Origin of the sequence: Chryseobacterium potabilaquae, from assembly GCF_902728265.1 — a bacterium.
GTDB lineage: Bacteria > Bacteroidota > Bacteroidia > Flavobacteriales > Weeksellaceae > Chryseobacterium > Chryseobacterium potabilaquae.
Genome location: NZ_CACVBR010000023.1, coordinates 14,767 through 33,011 on the forward strand (window position 1 = coordinate 14,767; position 18,245 = coordinate 33,011).

Here is an 18,245-nt window from a genome sequence, read left to right on the forward strand (position 1 = left end):
TAACTTAAATTGGCAACTGTTTTGATTTTAATGGGTGGGTTAAATATAATTATATTAATAACAAAATTATAGATATAACAAGACCCGCAGCGGTGAAAATCATCCCTCTTTTAAATGCTTTTGTTTTAGGATTAAACATCCAAAAGCTCGAAATTACAAAAAAGAAAAGAGCAATACCAAAGAATGTATTTAAAGGTGACAATTTGTCCTTAGATTGTGATTTATGAAGTTTTGTCATTTTATCCAGAATATAGGGGAGTTCCTTTTTTGAATATTTGGCTTCTCCGGTAATTAAATTATAGCTACCTTGTTTGAAATATTGAAAATTATTTTCCGTTTTTTCTATTTCAAAATTTTTGATTTTTAATTCTTTACCTAGTTCTTTTTCTGAAAGATTTTTTTCAAGCACTTTTTCATACTTTTTCTCCTTTTTTAAAAAATCAGTATCTCGATATACTAATATAACACCACTTACGGCGTATACCGCCATAATTCCCGCAAGAAAATACCCGAGATAGCGATGAGTAATTCGCATGAAACTCCTTGTGTCCTTAATTTTATCCATGTCTTGTTTTTAAAGTTAAAGTGGAAATTGCAAAATTGCAACTTCCACTTTAATTGATGAAATTTTATATGATTAATTTTATAGCTTATAAGTAAACGTAAAATAATAATTTCTAGGAGTAATGGGATTGACGGAATAATTCTCATGAACATTATAATTCACGACATTAAATAGATTGCCTACTTTTCCTTGAATCATAAATTTCTTCCATTCATATCCTGCCGATAAAGTTACGGTTGTGTAATCTTTCAATTCAAAAACTCTACTTATACCGTTTCTATTTTGTAAGCTGGTTGTGCCTCCTGTTTTAGTATCATTCCAACCTGCTAATCTATCTCCTATATAATATGCGCCCGCACCAATTTTTAATCCTTTGGCAAATTTTGTAAATTTGTAAAATACAGACATGTTAGCAGTAGTGGCTGGGGTTCTTACTAATCGTTGATTTTCCACATATCCGAAATCATTAGGAGTGTCAAGATAAACAGAATTATTATAAGAGAATCCTCCAATAATAGAAATGTTTTCGGTAGGATTTCCGGTAATATCTAGTTCGATACCTCGACTTCTCATTTTCCCTGCAAAATCTTTTATAAGACCATTTTGATCTAGTTGTTGACCACTATCAGTCAAGGCAACTTGATAAAAATTTCTATACAAGATTTGATAAAGAGTAAGGTTGATGGCTAAGGCGTTATTCCATAGATTTTTCTTTGCACCAACTTCATATTGGTCAATATATGTTGGCTTTAGTCCTTCATTATTTCTATTCAAACCAACATTGTTAGAAAATGAATTGGTGTAAGTAGCAAATACGGAGAGATTAGCGTTAGGTGTGTAGATAATACCTGCCTTTGGTGAGAAAGCCCTATCAGAGGAACTCGAATTAGGAACATCAGGAGTAGTATGGTCTTTAAAGTTTTCCTTTCGTGTACTTTTGTTTTCTACATAAGACCATCTTAGGCCGGCTATCAACTTAAATTGACTTGTTAAGCTTATGTAATCTTGAGCATATATCCCCAATCTTTGTGTTGGGATTCTTGTACGTTCTAATCTTGAAGATTCAGGCATTTTACCACTAGCCCAAGTTGCTGGATTTTCTAAATAAAGGATTCCTGCATCAGTTGCATCTCCATTAGTCCCAAATATATAACTGTTTCCATAAGTTTTATCGTTTAATGGGTTATAATAAGTGTAAGAATCTGATAATCCATAATCTGCATCCGCTCCGACTAATATCTTATGATTGATTTTGCCAGTGGCGAATTCACCATTGATATTTACCTGTGCAGCAGTATAATTTTGTTCATTATAGGTTCTGTTTAATGGTCTTTTCCAGAATAATTGATTGGCAGAATCATATGCCCATTGAATTCTTTCTGTAGAAAAGTAATCTTTAGTATAATTTTGATAAGATGCGGTAGCATTTAAACTCCATTTGGAATTAAATTGATGGTTAAATGTCAAATTGGTGGATAGTTGTTCTACATTTTGATATTGCCAATCAGTTCCTAAGAAGGCATTTCGGGGCAATAAAGTATTGAGTTCATAGGTGAATTTATCCTGTTTTGTAATAGAGCCTAATCCGAAATCTGGTGTGAAATCATTTTTAAGATAATCTGCTTCCACAATTAATTGAGATTTAGGGCTCAAATTAAATAAGAATGATGGATTAAAATAATATTTTTCTGACTTTACCACATCTCTAAAGCTTTCTGCATATTCATAAGCCCCATTTACTCTGAATGCTATATTTTTTGATAAAGGTCCGTACAAATCAACAGTGGGTTTGTATGAATTCCAGCTTCCAGCGTTTAACCCTATAGTTCCTCCATAATTGAACCTAGGCTTTTTTGTGATCATATTGATGATACCTCCGGCAGCAGTATTTCCATATAGCATGGAATTAGCACCTTTTAAAACTTCAACTCTTTCAAGGCCGCTTACTTCTGGAAAAACTCCGCTGTTGACTCTAGATCCGTTTTTAAATATATTATCATTTCCTAAAAGAAATCCACGTCCACCAAAACTATCCTGAGAATTTCCTCTTGAAGAAGTTACATACATCCCATTTATGTTTTGTAACACATCACTAAGCTGCTTGGCTTGTTGTTGTTCAATAATCTCATGAGTAACAATAGAGATGGGCTGAGGGTTTTCCATTATCGTAAGATTTGACTTGGTAGATAATGGTTTTGCTTTATTAGGGTTTCCTGTTTTATGAAGGTTTATATCTTCTATACTTTGAATTTTAATAGTATCTACTGCTGTATTCCTTATTTGGGCATTTACAGCCACTGCAGTTAATAACATTCCTAAAGACAATAGATTTTTATTCATCTGTGTTTATTTAGATTAATTTAAAATAAGATGCAAATGTAAGCTGCTTCTATAAAAATTACCTCAATAAAAAACTGATATTTATCATGTTTTTAAAAGTTGTATGAATGTTAGATGGTTGAAATGTCGTATATTAAACCAGTTTTTATAAATATATATGTTTAAAAATAAATTATGAAATTAATAAAAGTGGGGCTTTGCGCTTTTGGAATGAGTGGAAAAGTTTTTCATGCTCCTTTTTTAAAAGAACATCCTGGATTTTTTATAACAGGCATTGTAGAGAGAAGTAAGGAGGATTCTAAAGAAAATTATCCAGACGCAATTATTTACCGTTCGGTGGAAGATATGTTGAAAAATGAAGACATTGAGCTTGTTGTTGTAAATACTCCGATTCAAACTCACTTTGAACATGTGAAACTGGCTCTGGAGGCAGGAAAAAATGTAGTTGTGGAGAAACCTTTCACTGTAACCGTTCTAGAAGCTGAGGAGTTGGTGAAACTTGCAGAAAAAAAAGGATTGCTTTTGAGTGTATATCAAAACAGACGATTTGATCGGGATTATCTTCAGGTACAGAAAATTCTTAAGGAAAAATGTTTAGGTGATATTAAAGAGGTTGAGATTCGTTTTGATAGATATCGTACAGAACCAAGTACTAAATCCCATAAAGAAGATCCTCAACAATTGGGTTCGGGTGCTCTCCATGATTTAGGAGCTCATTTAATAGACCAAGCAGTACAATGTTTTGGCTTTCCTGAAAAACTATTTGCAGATATCTTTTCGATGAAAGGAGATGATTTTGCCAACGATTATTTTGAAATTATTCTGTATTATAAAAATCGTTTAAGAGTTAGGCTCAAGTCTACTGTTTTTAGTAAAGAAACTCATTATGCATATATTCTTCATGGCGAAAGAGGTAGCTTTTTACAAGAAAGGGCGGATAATCAAGAAAATGAATTAATCTCAGGATCGTTGCCTTTATATGGAAAAGATTGGACGTTACCCTTAAAAGAGTCAGATGGAATTTTGAACTTTATTAATGATAATGCTAAGACTGAAAGAATATTGACGACGAGTGAACCTGGCAATTATATGAATTATTACCAACAGATTTATGAATCTATGGTCTTTGGTTATGCTCTACCTTCACCAGCAACAGAAATTATTCAGAATATGATTATTATTGATGCAGCAGAAAGAAGTGCTAAAGAAGAAAAAGTGATCAATTTAATATAATGAGAAATAATGAGTTATAAGTTGTAACAGGGTTTATAATCTGATCATAACTTATAACTCAAAATTCTTGTTTTTTAACTATCTTCTAAAAATTCTTGAAGCTCAAGCCATCTCATTTCATGACTTTCAAGTTTTTCTGAAATTGCTTCGAGATCAGCAGAGAGGATTGATATTTTTTCATAATCTGTCTCATTATTAAGTTGATGAAGGATCTTTTCTCTTTTTTCTTCAAACTCAGGTATTTCTTTTTCGATTGATTCCAATTCTTTTTGTTCTTTAAAAGAAAGCTTTCTTTTTTTTGAAGGAGAGTTATTCGGAATTGTATTTTCTTTAGGTGGCTCGGACTTTACTATAATATTTTTTTCAGAAGCTTGTTCACGGCTTTTGGCTTCTCTGTATTCTGAGAAATTACCAATAAAGTCTTTTATTTTTCCATTTCCTTCAAACGCTAAAATATGATCCACAATTCTATCCATAAAATATCTGTCGTGAGATACAATGATAAGTGAACCTTGAAACTGTTGTAGGAAGTTTTCAAGAACGGTTAAAGTGGGAAGGTCAAGATCATTGGTAGGTTCATCAAAAATCAGGAAATTGGGATTTTGATATAAAATGTACATGAGATGTAGCCTTCTTTTTTCACCTCCCGAAAGTTTAGAAATAGGAGAATATTGTGTTTGATCATCAAATAAAAAAAGTCTTAAAAATTGTGATGCGGAAAGGCTTTTCCCATTAGCTAATGGATAAAACTCTGCAATTTCTTTAATAAAATCAATAACTCTTTCGTCTTCTTTATAAGTTAAACCTTTTTGAGAGAAATATCCAAATGAAATAGTTTCTCCTTTTTCTATTTCACCATGGTCTACTTTTTCTAAGCCCTGGATTATATTGAGTAGGGTTGATTTTCCGGCTCCATTTTTCCCAACAATTCCTACCTTTTCACCTCGCTGAAATTGATAGCTAAAATCTTTAAGTAGAACTTTACTGCCAAAACTTTTATCAATATTCTTAAGTTCTAGAATTTTTTTACCTAAGCGTTTCATTTCAAAATCTAATTCCAGTCCTTGTTTTCGAGTGTCCGTTTTTGCTACTTTTTCCGTTTCATAAAAGGAATCAATTCGACTTTTTGATTTCGTTGTTCTTGCTTTAGGCTGTCTTCGCATCCACTCAAGTTCTTTTCGATAAAGGTTATTGGCTTTATCGATAGTCGCGTTAAGATTTTCTTCTCGAATCATTTTGTTTTCAAGATAAGTAGCATACGATCCATTATGGACATAGAGGTTTCTGTCTTCCATTTCCCAAATAGTATCGCATACACTGTCAAGAAAATACCTGTCGTGGGTTACAAGTAATAGCGTAACTTTAGCTTTGTTTAAATAACTTTCAAGCCATTCTACCATTTCTACATCAAGGTGGTTGGTTGGCTCGTCCATAATTAATAGGGTATGACGATGTTCAGCTCTGGTCTCTGTCAGTAATTTGGCTAAAGCAACTCTTTTTATTTGTCCTCCTGAAAGGGTTTTCATCGTTGCTTCAAGATCTGTGATTTTAAGCTGAGAGAGAATTTGTTTCATTTCGTTCTCTAGATCCCATGCTTTATGGGTTTCCATTTCAGCTAATGCTTTTTCAATAAAATCATGATCTGTGGAATGAAGAGATTGATGATAGTTCTTGAGGGCTAAGATAGGTGCTGAATCCAGAGTCATCATAAATTCCTCAATCGTAAGATTGGGATCATAATCAATCTCTTGATCAAAAAGGACAACTTGAATATCTTTATTAATAATTATGTTTCCATGATCTGCAATTTCTTTACCCATTAAAATTTTTAATAAGGTAGATTTTCCGCTTCCATTTTTGGCAACGATTGCAATTTTATCACCTTCATTAATATTGAAGGAAATATTTTCAAATAGAACTTTTATTCCATAGGATTTTGTAAGGTCTTCAGCTGCAACGTAGTTCATTTCAATTTAAATTTCGTGATGCGAAAATACAAAATATAGATGTTTAAGTATATAAAATATCATTTGTAATGTTTTTTAATGTAGATTTGATATAACTAATTAAAAAATACAAACCATGATGCAAATTAATTTTCTGGCTATTTTTGTAGCCGCTTTAGTCCCCCTAATTATGGGCTTTATTTGGTATAATCCAAAGGTTTTTGGGCAAGTTTGGATGGAAGAAGCGGGTTTGACAGAAGATAAAATGAAAGGAACGAATGTGGGAGTATTCATTTTTTCTTTAATTTTATCCGTATTGATATCCTATTTTTTACAGTTCGTAACCATACACCAATTTGGTGCTTTGGGGATGATTGGAGGAGACGTAATGAATGCAAATGATTCATACCAAGCATTTATGAAAGATTATGGAATGGCTTACCGTTCGTTCGGTCATGGTGCCTTACATTCTTTTATCGCTGGCGTTTTATTTGTCTTCCCTTTGATTGCTATTAATGCGATGTTTGAAAGAAAGTCTTGGAAATATACCATGATTAACACGGCATATTGGACCATTACGATAACCATTATGGGAGGTATTATTTGTGGATGGTATGCAATGGACGGGTTTCATTGGGTGACTCAAAAATAAAATAACGAACTAAAAAATAAGGCTGCATTTGTAGCCTTTTTTATGCCTTATACGTTTGAAATACATAAAAATCCTTCAGAATTACCTTCTAATTGGGATGATATTATTGGGAGCTACAATGTAATGCTATCTCAAGGGTATTTATGTGCATTATACACGTCAGCGCCAAGTAATATGAAATGCTATCATGTGGCAGTTTTCCAGGACAATGAATTAATAGGAGGTGTTATATTTCAATACTTGGATTTTCAATATCATTCTACTTTTCAGAAAAATGAAGTTTGGTGCAGTATTAGAAACTTCTTAGCAAGAAGATATAGTAAGAATGTGATGATCTTAGGAAATAATATGTTGACCGGGCAAAATGGATTCTATTTTGATACATCAAAAATTTCTGTGGAAGAATTGTTTTATCTTTTGATGGAAATTGTACAAAAAATGCAAAAAGAGGTAGGAAAGACATCATTGATAATTTTTAAAGATTATCAAGAAAGTTTTCTTCCCTATTTTAATACTGAAATGTATTCGTCGTATTATAAATTTGCAGTTCAGCCTAATATGATATTGGACATTAGAGGTAATTGGAATAATTTTGAAGGTTATTTAAGTGATTTTTCCAAAAAATACCGAGCAAGAGCAAAATCGGCTAAGAACAAGCTTGTTGGTATAGAGAAACACGAGATGAGCATTAATGATATTAAGAAGCATCAGGAAGTAATGGATATTCTTTATCAAAATGTGGCAGAGAATGCTCCTTTTAATACATTTTTCCTTTCAAAACATCATTTTGAGGAAATGAAAAAAGAGTTAAATGAGAGTTTTAGGGTGTTTGGATATTTTCTGAATAAAAGATTGATAGGCTTTTATACTTTAATACTCAACGATAAAGATATTGATACTTATTTTTTAGGATATGATAAATTGCTTCAAAAAGAAAAACAAGTGTATCTGAATATGCTTTTTGATATGGTGGAGTTTGGAATTAAAAACCATTATAGGAGGATCATTTTTGGACGAACAGCTTTAGAAATAAAATCTACCGTAGGAGCAGAACCTGTCAAAATTTTTGGATTGATAAAGCATAGAAACAGGATGTTGAATAGATTGATAAAGATTATTTTCCCATCAGTAAATCCTGAAACAGAATGGATTCAACGAAAACCATTTAAGGAGAATGATTAGCAATTATTTTTTATAATTAATCTAATGTTAGCCTTTTCAGTGACCATATACTTCCGTTGTAAATATCTAAATCTACTTTGGTATTAATTCCGTGAACAATTCCGTTTTCTGTAAATTGCCAAAAATCCCAACTGCCATTCGGAGTGGGGCTTGGAACATCGTTATAGTTGGCCAGCCATAATGGATAATTTTGAAACTCCTCCTCTAGGAAATCTTTATAGTAATTATAATAAGTGTAAATAATCGGTTTTTGTCCGTATGCTTCCTCAATAATTTTACACCATACTTTTAAATCTTCAATGAGCTTTTGGTTTGTTTTTCGTTTAGGTACTTTTTCAATATCTAAAATGGGAGGGAGGTCTCCACTTTCTAATTTTACATTTTCTAAAAAATTGTTGGCTTGAATAATAGGGTCTTCATCGGCGCGATAAAAATGATATGCCCCACGAATCATGTCATGTTTTTTTGCTTCTTTCCAAAATTGATTAAAATGTTTATCTGAATTTTGATTTCCCATAGTGGCTCGGATGACCACAAATTCTAGCGGAATTATTTTATTTCCTACACTGAGGCTATCCCACTGTATATCTTCTATATTTTGATAATGTGAAATATCGAAGCCATAGGTTTTGTCGAGATTCTCTGAAATAATTTTTTGAATTCTTAGACTTTCGACTTCGGTATTTTGAAGTTTTTTGTGGACGACTCTATTAAAATATAATGCATAATAATAGCTTATATTTTTTTTTAGATACAATCCCGTTCCTATTAAAGTCAGCATTAATAGGGCTAAAAAGATATTTCTATAGAAAAAATAATTTTTTCTTCTCGCCTGATGGATCTTTCTAGAGGTTTGTTTATGGTACTTTTTTTGTGGCATAAAGTTTTACAAAACTAGTTTTTTTAACAGCTAAATGCTAAATAAAATCAGTAAATTTGTGTACTATGGAAACACGCGAAAAAATCATCATTATAGGAGGAGGTTTTGCGGGATTACAGCTTGCAAAGACATTGAATAATAAAAATAAAAAAATAATTATTCTTGATAGGGTTAACCATCATATGTTTCAACCCCTCTTTTATCAGGTTGCGTGTGGAAGAATTGAACCTTCCAATATTTCCTTTCCATTTAGGAAAATTTTTCAACGATCAAGAAATATACAGTTTCGTCTAACTGAAGTTAAAGAAATTGATACTACTAATAATAAGGTAATTGCTGATGAAGCTGAATTTACTTATGATAAGTTGATCATAGCAACGGGCTGTAAAACTAATTTTTTTGGAAATCAAGATCTTGAAAGCAAAGCTTTTGGAATGAAGAATACCCAAGAGGCCATTAGCATAAGAAACCATGTTTTAATGACTTTTGAAAAATTAATTATAGAAAAGAGCCGGAGTGATGATGGAAATTGGAATATTGTTATAGTGGGAAGTGGACCTACGGGAGTGGAGCTGGCGGGTGCTTTTGCAGAAATGAAAAAAGAAATTCTTCCAAGGGATTATCCCTATATGAATTTTAATCAGTTAAAAATTATCTTGGTAAGCTCTACGGAAAAACCATTAGCGGTGATGAGCTCCGAAGCCCAAGATAAATCTGAAAAATATCTTAAAGAATTAGGAGTTGTATTTCTAAGCGATGAATATGTAACAGATTATGATGGAAATAATGTGTATACGAAAAGTGGAAAAGAAATACCTTCTAACAATGTAATTTGGGCAGCGGGTGTAATCGGAAATGTAGTGAATGGATTCCCTGAAGAAAAATTAGTGAGAAATAGATATAAAGTGGATCGATATAATAAGATAGAAGGGTATGATGCTATTTTTGCGATCGGAGATATTGCATATATGGAGACTCCAAAGTATCCAAATGGGCATCCTCAGGTTGCCAATGTGGCAATTAATCAGGCAAAAAATTTAGGAAGAAATCTATTAAAGAAAAGTATTAATGAATGGCAAGAGTATGAATATGATGATAAAGGGTCATTAGCGACCATCGGTAAGCATAGAGCAGTGGTCGATTTACCATTTATAAAATTTCAAGGATTTTTTGCATGGTATTTCTGGATGTTCTTACATCTTATGTTGATTTTAAGTGTAAGAAATAAACTTGCTGTTTTCTTTAATTGGATGTGGAGCTATTTTAATAAGGATTCATCTTTACGACTCATTATTTTGCCTAATAAGAAAAATGAAACATTACAATGAGAATTGATATAATAAGTGTACTGCCGGAGCTGATGGAAAGTCCATTCAGGACATCGATATTGAAAAGAGCAGTAGATAAAGGATTGGTTGAGGTTTATTTTCATCACTTGAGAGATTGGGCTACAAATAAACATAGGCAGATAGATGATGAACCCTATGGAGGTGGGGCAGGGATGGTTATGATGGTAGAACCTTTAGACAAGTGTATTTCGGAACTTAAGTCTCAAAGAAATTATGATGAGGTAATATATTTGACACCTGATGGGGTTACTTTAAATCAAAAAATAGCCAATACACTTTCTATAAAGAAAAATTTAATCTTTTTATGTGGTCATTATAAAGGAATTGATCAGAGGGTAAGAGATTTACACATTACGAAGGAAATTTCTATTGGAGATTATGTTCTTACAGGAGGAGAATTGGCAGCTTGTGTTTTGGCAGATTCTGTAATTAGATTACTTCCAGGAGTTCTTAATGATGAACAAAGTGCGTTGACAGACAGTTTTCAAGATGATCTGTTGTCTCCTCCCATATATACAAGACCAGAGGTTTATAAAGGATTGGAAGTCCCAAAAGTGTTGTTAAGTGGTAATTTCAATAAAATTGAAGAATGGAGGCATGATGAAGCAGTGAGAATAACTCAAGAAAAACGACCTGATTTATTTTAACACTTTTTAATCAATTTTAACCTAAATTTCGATTTTGGCGATAAAACTATCAATAGAGAGCAATAAATAATCAATAAAGATCAATAATGTCTAATCATTTATCTTCAATTTTGCGAAGTTAATTATTTTAAATAAATTAACAACAATAAAAGCGATAAATAGAGTGATTGAAATAATTTCTATAAAATCTTTTATTATTTTTTTTAGAAATGCTTAAAATCAGCAATGCATCATTGTTATTTTACATTTTGAATAAGGAAAAATGCTTATTACAGGGATGTTTGCCGATGCTCTTCAAAAAAAATATAACAGATTTGTAAATTTTTTTTGGGGAAATATAAAGTCACAAATAAACTTAGATAAGTTTTGTAAACTAGACAGTTATGTTTTACAAGTGATTTTTATAAAATAGATATTGATATTATAATTGAGCTTTTTCTGCTTTATGTCTTAAAAAAGTAAAAAAAATAAACAAGTTTTATAAAAATGGTACAATATTTGCTGCGTAATTTGTTTATAATATTTTAAGCATAATTAATTGTTACTATTGAATTTATTTTTTTAATAAAAACGAGAGAAAACGAAGCGCATTTGTCACTCTTTTTTTAATATTTTATTGAAAATAATTTTATTATTATTGTGTTTTGAATATAAAATTAGCTTTGAAGCCTTGTGAAAAATAATAAATTTACACTTCAATCTGATGAAAAATCAAAATAATGCGTGGTGATAGAGATATTATGTTTTTATAATGTAGAAAATTTGTTTTTACCGGATCAAGTACCCATTCATAGAATGGATCCCACAAGATCAGGGTTGAAAAATTGGGACGAGAGAAAATATAGTAGTAAACTTATTAGGTTATCACACGTTTTCAGTTTAATAAAAAAACAAAATGGGATATTACCTTTTATTATAGGTTTATCCGAAATTTCCGGAAGGGAAGTTCTAGAAGATTTGGTGAAGATGGATCCTTTTAACTCAGAATATGGAATTTTACATTATGATTCTATGGATGAAAGAAAGGTAGATGTAGCGATGTTATATGATAAAACAAAAGTTGAAATTGTAGATTCGGAAACAATCACATTCTTCTTTGAGAAAATAAAAAAAAACACTGAAAATTACGACACAACTAGGGATGTACTTTATTCGAAAATTAGGTATAAAGAAAAAGAAGAGGTTATTCATATTTTTATTACCCATCTTCCTTCTCAACGAGAAAGAGATGTTAATAAGCCTAAGAGAACTTTTATACTTAATGAAATCCGTAAGCGGATAATAAATATTGAAGCGGAGAAGATCATTTTGTGTGGTGATTTTAACGAAAACCCAGATGATGAAAATTTAGTTAAAATTCTTTATGACGATAAGGGTGAAAAAATACTAGAAAATCCTTTTTTAGAATTATTTCACACAAGAAATTACTCTACTTTTCATTTAAAAACGGGATTGCTATTTGATCAAATACTATTATCAAAATCATTTTTTGATAAGACAGGATTGATTTTTCAAAATGCTGAAATATTCAATTCTAAAGAATTAAGTAGCAGATATAGAAAATTTGAAGGTAGACCCTTTCGTACCTATGCAGGAACACGATATTTAGGGGGCTATAGTGATCATTTTCCTGTTTTGACAAAATTTAAATTATAAAAAAAAACATAAAAAAACATTTTATATAATAATATAAAAAAACATGAATAATAAAAAAAAAATGTAGAAGATGAAAAATTCAAGCAACACAAACTACCATTTAGATTCCATCGACAAAGAAATCATTTATATGTTGATGGACAACGCTAAAACATCTTTAGCACATATTTCGAAAAATGTTGGAATTTCTACAACAGCGGTACACCAGAGAATTAAAAAACTGGAACAAGCAGGGGTAATAGAAAACTCAATATCATTTTTGAATCCAAAGAAGATTGGATACAAAGTGGTATCATATATTGGTGTTTTCTTAGATCAACCTGGGCATTATCCTGAAGTTGTGAAGTCTCTAAAAGACATTAATGAAGTTGTAGAGGCTCATTACACAACAGGGAATTATACCATCTTTCTGAAAGTACTTTGTAAGGATAATGATCATTTGATGCAGATTCTTAATAAACTTCAAAAGCTTAAAGGAGTGATAAGAACTGAAACTTTCATATCTTTGGAACAAGGTATTTACAGACAATTGAAAGTATAATGATATGAATATTGCTCAATATTTGGATTCAACATATTTGAAGACTCCTGAACAATCAGGAGTCTCGAACGAAGAAACATTACAAAAAAATATAAGTCTTGCTCAGGAAGCAATTGATAACGGAATATTTGCTGTTATGATTCGTCCGGACTATGTATCTGATATTAAAAAATATCTAAAAGATAAGAATTCAAATGTTGTAGTAGGAACTGTAATTGGTTTTCATGAGGGAACTTATTCTCTACAAGAAAAGCTTACAGAAGCCTCCAAAGCAATTAATGATGGAGCAGATGAGCTAGATTTTGTTATTAATTTTAAAGCTTATCTTAAGGGAGACCTATCTCTGGTAGAAGAAGAATTTGTGAGATGTACAAGCTTATGTTTGCAACACCATAAAGTGGTAAAATGGATCATAGAAATTGCTGCTCTTACTAATGAACAGATTGCTGATATTACTAAGAGTATATCAACTTGGGCCGAAAAGAAATTTTCAGACAATGATCTATCACATATTTTTGTAAAATCTTCAACAGGTTTTTATGAAACTATTGGAGGAAAACCTAATGGAGCTACATTTGAAGGGATAAAAATTATGCTTGATAATGCCGGAAGGCTTCCTGTAAAAGCTGCAGGAGGAGTGAGAACCCCCGAAGATGCAGAAAAAATGATTAATATGGGAGTGCGGAGAATAGGAACTTCTTCAGCATTGGCACTCATTAAAAATCATACTGCTTCAGATACATATTAATTTATACAACAAAATTTTATTAATTTCTAAAAAGATACTGAATTGAACAAATTTGACTAGTTTTTAATAAAGAAATCCGGCTTAATGCCGGATTTTTAGTTTAATTAGATTAGAGTAAGCCCCTATCTTATATTTCTTCATGATATTCTGCGTAGAACTCTTGAGTTTCTTTTATTAATTGGTCCATTTCAGCCAAAGTGAATATTTCGAGAAACTTTCTCCTAAATTCCTTGAAATGGGGAACTCCACGGAAATAGTTGCTATAATGTTGTCTCATTTCTATAAGGCCTAATCTTTCCCCTTTCCATTCTGCACTCCATTCTGCATGTTGACGAACAGCTAATAATCTGTCAGAGATAGTTGGTTCTGAAAGATGTTCTCCTGTATTGAAAAAATGTTTAATCTCATTGAATATCCATGGATAGCCAATAGCCGCGCGACCAATCATAATCCCGTCGCAAGCATATTTTTGTTTATATTCCAATGCTTTCTCTGGAGAATCAATGTCGCCATTCCCAAAAATGGGAATTTCTATATTAGGATTTTGTTTAATTCTTGAAATATGTTCCCAATCAGCTTCTCCTTTATACATTTGACCACGTGTTCTTGCATGTATGGTCAATGCTTTGATACCCGTTTCTTGAAGACGCTCCGCAACTTCATCGATATTGATAGAGGTGCTATCCCAGCCTAATCTTGTTTTTACAGTTACAGGAAGATGAGTGGAGCTTACCACAGCTTTTGTAAGACGTACCATAAGATCAATATCTTTCAATACGCCAGCTCCAGCTCCTTTACAAACCACTTTTTTTACAGGGCATCCAAAATTGATATCCACTAAATCCGGATTTACTGTTTCTACAATTCTTGCAGACATAGCCATAGCCTCTTCATCTCCACCAAAGATTTGAATCCCCACAGGTCTTTCATAATCGAAAATGTCTAATTTTTTCCTACTTTTAATCGCATCTCGAATGAGACCCTCAGAAGAAATAAATTCTGAATACATTAAATCTGCACCATGCATTTTACATAAACGTCTGAACGGAGGATCACTTACGTCTTCCATGGGAGCTAACAAAAGCGGAAATTCCGGCAGCTCTATGTTGCCAATTTTTATCATAATGCAAATTTACGAAATTCTAAATATCTATTAAGATGATACCATCTATTGGAGTTATATGTGAAAAATCAATTTGAAATTTTCATATTTTTTGATCATATAATTGTGTAATGAGCTCAAAAGAGAGGATGTTTTATAAGGTTTTAGAAGCTTGCTTTTACTTGCATACTGCCAATATGGATGGTTCTATCTCCTGAATTTCTCCCTTCATAATTGAGATTTAATTGCAAGAAAGAGTTAATTGCTTGTTGTATAAAAACGCTCCAAACCTGGTTTTTCCCAGGTTTTAATCCATCTAACATCTGATTTCCTACTATGCTAAAATTATTTCCGGTAAAATTATTATTAATAAATGAAAAGTTTCCTCTGATAGAGGTCTTTTTACGTTCCCATTGAATAGTTCCTGTAATATCAAAAGCTTTCAAAAATTCTTCTCCATCCATTCTTTGTTTCTGTCTATAAGCTGAAGAAAGTTCGGCTTGAATAGCATCCGTAAATTTATAGGTAGCTTTAGGCTTTGTTTCAAAATTAGTTAAATGATAATCTCTCGTAATAAATAACTGTGATGAGTTTTGGAGATTATGAACCGAATTTTCCCAATCGACTCTGAACTCTTTATTGAACCAATAGCCGATATTCAGAAAGTGCGAAATTTGTTCCCTTTCCTCATTGCTAAAATTAGCATTGATAAGATTATCATTGGATATGAACCGGTAATTACCATTCCAACCGGATTTATCAGTAGGGCTAAATTGTACAGAGGCTAATATATTTTGGTTTTTAAGAATTTGATCGCTGTTTTTCTCAAAAGGGTTTAATATAAGAACTTTGTCTTTTTTATAAAATGAATTCTGAGAGTTGAGAGAAATATTAAAGTTCCAACGTTTTAAGAAAGCATTTTCAGAGTTAAATATAATAGAAGGGTTTACAAATAATGCTAATTGAAGCTTATTTTTATTGGATGGAAGATATCGTACAGAATTGGTGTAAATTCTTATATATTGTGCTAAATCAGAATATTCTGCAATTTCAAACTCATCTGGTTGCTGAATTCCGTCACCATTATAATCCGTCCATTTATATATACCTTGTCCATCAGTCACTTTGATATATTGAAATTCTCTTTGTGCTTCTTGTCCATTTCCTAGTTCATAGAATGCTTGAAGTCTCATCCCATTTCGGAAAAGTTGTTGATTATAAAGAATATTACCTACTACAAAGTCATTATTTCTGTTCATATCAACATCTTGATTTTGATAGAAAAACTTTCTATAATGAAGTAATACATTTAATGTTGTTTTTTCGTTTTTAATGAGTTGACTCTCCGCCATAAATCCTAAAATATTATTCATACTTTGAAGCCTATTATCGCGGACTGAATCATTATCTCTCATATAAACTTTTGTCAATAATTTGGTTCTAGTACTATCACCAATTTTTTTCTGAACAAATATTTCTTTCCAACTAAAACTTGTGACATCCATGAGCTGAGTATCATTAAACTTTTTTTCATTGTGTTCCATACTTCCTCCAATTGCCCAACTGCCTTTCTTACCCACAAATTCAGTAGAAATTCCTCCACGAATAAATTTAGTATCTTGAAGAATTGCATTCGTATTCAAATAAGATAGGTTTCCTTTGGTGAAAAACTTCCCTTTAATCCAACCAAAATCAATATCGTTTTTAATTCCTTTGTAAGAATCTTGCTCATTTAAATAGTTAACACGATAGTTCAATGTAGAAGAGTTACTCCATTTATTCAAAAAACTAAAAATAAACCTATTTTGGGTTTTCCCGCTAAATTCCTGAGTAAGGTTAAAATCTCTGGAGAATTCAACATCGTTGATACGGTCGAGAATGTGAAATTGTTTGTCAATATATTGATATTCAAAATTGGGAGTTCCTTTCCAATTATTTTTTACAAATGTTTTATTTCCAAAAATACGCCATGCATATCCTATATTTTGGTTGGAGTCTTTAGATGAAAATAAATTTACATCATAATTACTTAGAGAGAAGTCTGCACCAATTTTTCCATCTTTCAATAAATATTCTGAATTTACTGAATAAACTTGAGACTTTTGTGGGGAAGGAAGTTTTCTTACCGCTTTATAGTCTCCTAATCCAGGTCCCACGTATTCAAAAACACGCCCGTTATTTGTTGTTGGAGCAATTTTATAATCTCCAAGGTTTGCCCCAAAAAAAGTAAATGAAACTTGATAAAGAGTCTCACTGGCATCGGTAGAAAATTCGTAATAATTTCCATTAGGATTTGGAACGAGACGATAGAGAATTTTATTGACATCAAAGTCTGTAATAACTCCTGAAGGAGCGTACATGAGATCAGGATTATTCCCTGCATTGGCTAGAATTTGTTCATCTTCTTGGGATAGGTTTAATGATAATGGAGCATTTTTATTATCGTTTTCCATAAACCAGTTTAGCCCTAATTTTAATTTTTCTGTTTGATGTTCAAGTTTTCCTGTGAACAAATATCTGGAATAATTTCTATTGGCATAATTATAAGAAATAGTAATGAAATTTTGCTGGAAAATAGGACGAAAGCTGGTAAAAGTAACCTCCCCTGTATTGTAATTAATTACATAATCTTGATTTTCTCCACGTTTCATTAAAATTCCATCAATAAAAACCTGTTCAGATCCGGAAATCAATGTAATAAATTGTTCTCCATTTTTTCCTGTTAATCGATAAGGACCTTGGTTACCCTCAATCCCCTGGAAACGGACTCTATGGAATTCACTTCGAGCAACCCCCATCGACACATCCACAAAGGTTTTATTTTCTTTTCCAAACTCAGTCTGAAATTCAAGTCCCATACTTCTTCTTTGGTATTTGGCAAAGTAATTATTTGCTTCCACCAAATCCAAATGGCCGGCTCTAAGAATAGACTTATCTTTGATATTGAGTTGCATGTAGATTTTATCAAACTCTTCTAAAGTTTGTGTATATCCATCTGCTTGAATGGGTAAATTATGATCAGAAATACTTGCTAAAATGGTGACATCTTTTGAAAGTCTTCCTGAAATTTGTAAGTCCATGGAGCTTTGAACAGATTGTCCCTGATTATTTCCAAATGTTATTCCTCTGATAATTGAACCTTTAGAATTGAGCTCTCCAAGAAATCGCTTTTTATCATTTTTTGCGAGGACGGCTTCATCAACAATAATTTTATTGTTTTTTTTAACAAAATCTAAGGTGTCTTTAGCGAAGATATCTTCTTCTAATTTTGCAGCGAGAATACTATCTTTTCTTATACTATCTTTAGGAATATTGGGGTTTTTCCACGTAAAGATTTGAGCATTTCCTAAGAATATGCCTATTAATAATACACAAAATGTAAGAATATACCGCCGCAAACCTTT

The 18,245-nt window shown here is 31.8% G+C and carries 14 protein-coding genes; 8 read left to right on the forward strand and 6 right to left on the reverse strand.

All coding sequences use genetic code 11. From position 1 onward, the window contains the following. Window positions 1-49: 49 nt before the first annotated feature. Together CHRY9293_RS12160 and CHRY9293_RS12165 are read right to left on the reverse strand one after the other, a co-directional pair. Entirely contained in the window at window positions 50-565 is a 516-nt protein-coding gene (locus tag CHRY9293_RS12160) for a hypothetical protein (protein ID WP_162033227.1), read from the reverse strand. A 78-nt stretch (window positions 566-643) separates the two neighbouring features. Continuing rightward, entirely contained in the window at window positions 644-2,905 is a 2,262-nt protein-coding gene (locus CHRY9293_RS12165) for a TonB-dependent siderophore receptor (RefSeq protein ID WP_162033228.1), read from the reverse strand. A gap of 174 nt (window positions 2,906-3,079) precedes the next feature. Here CHRY9293_RS12165 and CHRY9293_RS12170 point away from each other — a divergent pair, with 174 nt between their 5' ends. Further along, window positions 3,080-4,138: a Gfo/Idh/MocA family oxidoreductase gene (locus CHRY9293_RS12170; RefSeq protein WP_162033229.1), complete on the forward strand. Its 1,059-nt coding sequence runs from the start codon at window positions 3,080-3,082 to the stop codon at window positions 4,136-4,138. A 74-nt stretch (window positions 4,139-4,212) separates the two neighbouring features. Here CHRY9293_RS12170 and CHRY9293_RS12175 read toward each other — a convergent pair whose 3' ends face one another. Next, on the reverse strand, window positions 4,213-6,105 hold the full coding sequence (locus tag CHRY9293_RS12175; RefSeq protein WP_162033230.1) for an ABC-F family ATP-binding cassette domain-containing protein: 1,893 nt from the start codon (window positions 6,103-6,105) through the stop codon (window positions 4,213-4,215). 115 nt (window positions 6,106-6,220) lie between these two features. Here CHRY9293_RS12175 and CHRY9293_RS12180 point away from each other — a divergent pair, with 115 nt between their 5' ends. Next, window positions 6,221-6,736: a DUF1761 domain-containing protein gene (locus tag CHRY9293_RS12180; protein WP_317173916.1), complete on the forward strand. Its 516-nt coding sequence runs from the start codon at window positions 6,221-6,223 to the stop codon at window positions 6,734-6,736. Window positions 6,737-6,778: 42 nt separating this feature from the next. Continuing rightward, entirely contained in the window at window positions 6,779-7,918 is a 1,140-nt protein-coding gene (locus tag CHRY9293_RS12185) for an 8-amino-7-oxononanoate synthase (protein ID WP_162033231.1), read from the forward strand. 16 nt (window positions 7,919-7,934) lie between these two features. On the opposite strand, the gene CHRY9293_RS12190 is transcribed toward CHRY9293_RS12185, so the two are convergent. Then, a complete protein-coding gene (locus CHRY9293_RS12190) occupies window positions 7,935-8,798 on the reverse strand; it encodes a glycoside hydrolase family 25 protein (protein ID WP_162033232.1) in 864 nt (287 codons plus the stop codon). A 65-nt stretch (window positions 8,799-8,863) separates the two neighbouring features. Here CHRY9293_RS12190 and CHRY9293_RS12195 point away from each other — a divergent pair, with 65 nt between their 5' ends. The 5 genes from CHRY9293_RS12195 (at window position 8,864) to deoC (ending at window position 13,739) form a co-directional block, all read left to right on the forward strand. Then, on the forward strand, window positions 8,864-10,126 hold the full coding sequence (locus CHRY9293_RS12195) for an NAD(P)/FAD-dependent oxidoreductase (protein WP_162033233.1): 1,263 nt from the start codon (window positions 8,864-8,866) through the stop codon (window positions 10,124-10,126). Then, window positions 10,123-10,794, forward strand: a complete 672-nt coding sequence (gene trmD, locus CHRY9293_RS12200; protein ID WP_122548386.1) for a tRNA (guanosine(37)-N1)-methyltransferase TrmD — start codon at window positions 10,123-10,125, stop codon at window positions 10,792-10,794. The genes CHRY9293_RS12195 and trmD overlap by 4 nt, the downstream gene beginning before the upstream one ends. A 726-nt stretch (window positions 10,795-11,520) precedes the next feature. Beyond that, window positions 11,521-12,450, forward strand: a complete 930-nt coding sequence (locus CHRY9293_RS12205; RefSeq protein WP_228455528.1) for an endonuclease/exonuclease/phosphatase family protein — start codon at window positions 11,521-11,523, stop codon at window positions 12,448-12,450. 70 nt (window positions 12,451-12,520) lie between these two features. Further along, window positions 12,521-12,991: an Lrp/AsnC ligand binding domain-containing protein gene (locus tag CHRY9293_RS12210; protein ID WP_122548385.1), complete on the forward strand. Its 471-nt coding sequence runs from the start codon at window positions 12,521-12,523 to the stop codon at window positions 12,989-12,991. Window positions 12,992-12,995: 4 nt separating this feature from the next. Next, complete coding sequence (gene deoC, locus CHRY9293_RS12215; protein ID WP_162033234.1) at window positions 12,996-13,739, forward strand: deoxyribose-phosphate aldolase; 744 nt, start codon at window positions 12,996-12,998, stop codon at window positions 13,737-13,739. A gap of 127 nt (window positions 13,740-13,866) precedes the next feature. On the opposite strand, the gene dusB is transcribed toward deoC, so the two are convergent. Further along, entirely contained in the window at window positions 13,867-14,862 is a 996-nt protein-coding gene (gene dusB, locus CHRY9293_RS12220) for a tRNA dihydrouridine synthase DusB (RefSeq protein ID WP_122548383.1), read from the reverse strand. Window positions 14,863-15,005: 143 nt separating this feature from the next. Next, on the reverse strand, window positions 15,006-18,239 hold the full coding sequence (locus tag CHRY9293_RS12225) for a hypothetical protein (protein ID WP_228455531.1): 3,234 nt from the start codon (window positions 18,237-18,239) through the stop codon (window positions 15,006-15,008). Window positions 18,240-18,245 lie beyond the last annotated feature (6 nt).

What these genes read in the sequence shown, in the direction of transcription:
- CHRY9293_RS12160 (WP_162033227.1), bottom strand. Translation starts at nt 565, where the DNA reads ATGGATAAAATTAAGGACACAAGGAGTTTCATGCGAATTACTCATCGC.
- CHRY9293_RS12165 (WP_162033228.1), bottom strand. Translation starts at nt 2,905, where the DNA reads ATGAATAAAAATCTATTGTCTTTAGGAATGTTATTAACTGCAGTGGCT.
- CHRY9293_RS12170 (WP_162033229.1), top strand. Translation starts at nt 3,080, where the DNA reads ATGAAATTAATAAAAGTGGGGCTTTGCGCTTTTGGAATGAGTGGAAAA.
- CHRY9293_RS12175 (WP_162033230.1), bottom strand. Translation starts at nt 6,105, where the DNA reads ATGAACTACGTTGCAGCTGAAGACCTTACAAAATCCTATGGAATAAAA.
- CHRY9293_RS12180 (WP_317173916.1), top strand. Translation starts at nt 6,221, where the DNA reads ATGATGCAAATTAATTTTCTGGCTATTTTTGTAGCCGCTTTAGTCCCC.
- CHRY9293_RS12185 (WP_162033231.1), top strand. Translation starts at nt 6,779, where the DNA reads ATGCCTTATACGTTTGAAATACATAAAAATCCTTCAGAATTACCTTCT.
- CHRY9293_RS12190 (WP_162033232.1), bottom strand. Translation starts at nt 8,798, where the DNA reads ATGCCACAAAAAAAGTACCATAAACAAACCTCTAGAAAGATCCATCAG.
- CHRY9293_RS12195 (WP_162033233.1), top strand. Translation starts at nt 8,864, where the DNA reads ATGGAAACACGCGAAAAAATCATCATTATAGGAGGAGGTTTTGCGGGA.
- trmD (WP_122548386.1), top strand. Translation starts at nt 10,123, where the DNA reads ATGAGAATTGATATAATAAGTGTACTGCCGGAGCTGATGGAAAGTCCA.
- CHRY9293_RS12210 (WP_122548385.1), top strand. Translation starts at nt 12,521, where the DNA reads ATGAAAAATTCAAGCAACACAAACTACCATTTAGATTCCATCGACAAA.
- deoC (WP_162033234.1), top strand. Translation starts at nt 12,996, where the DNA reads ATGAATATTGCTCAATATTTGGATTCAACATATTTGAAGACTCCTGAA.
- dusB (WP_122548383.1), bottom strand. Translation starts at nt 14,862, where the DNA reads ATGATAAAAATTGGCAACATAGAGCTGCCGGAATTTCCGCTTTTGTTA.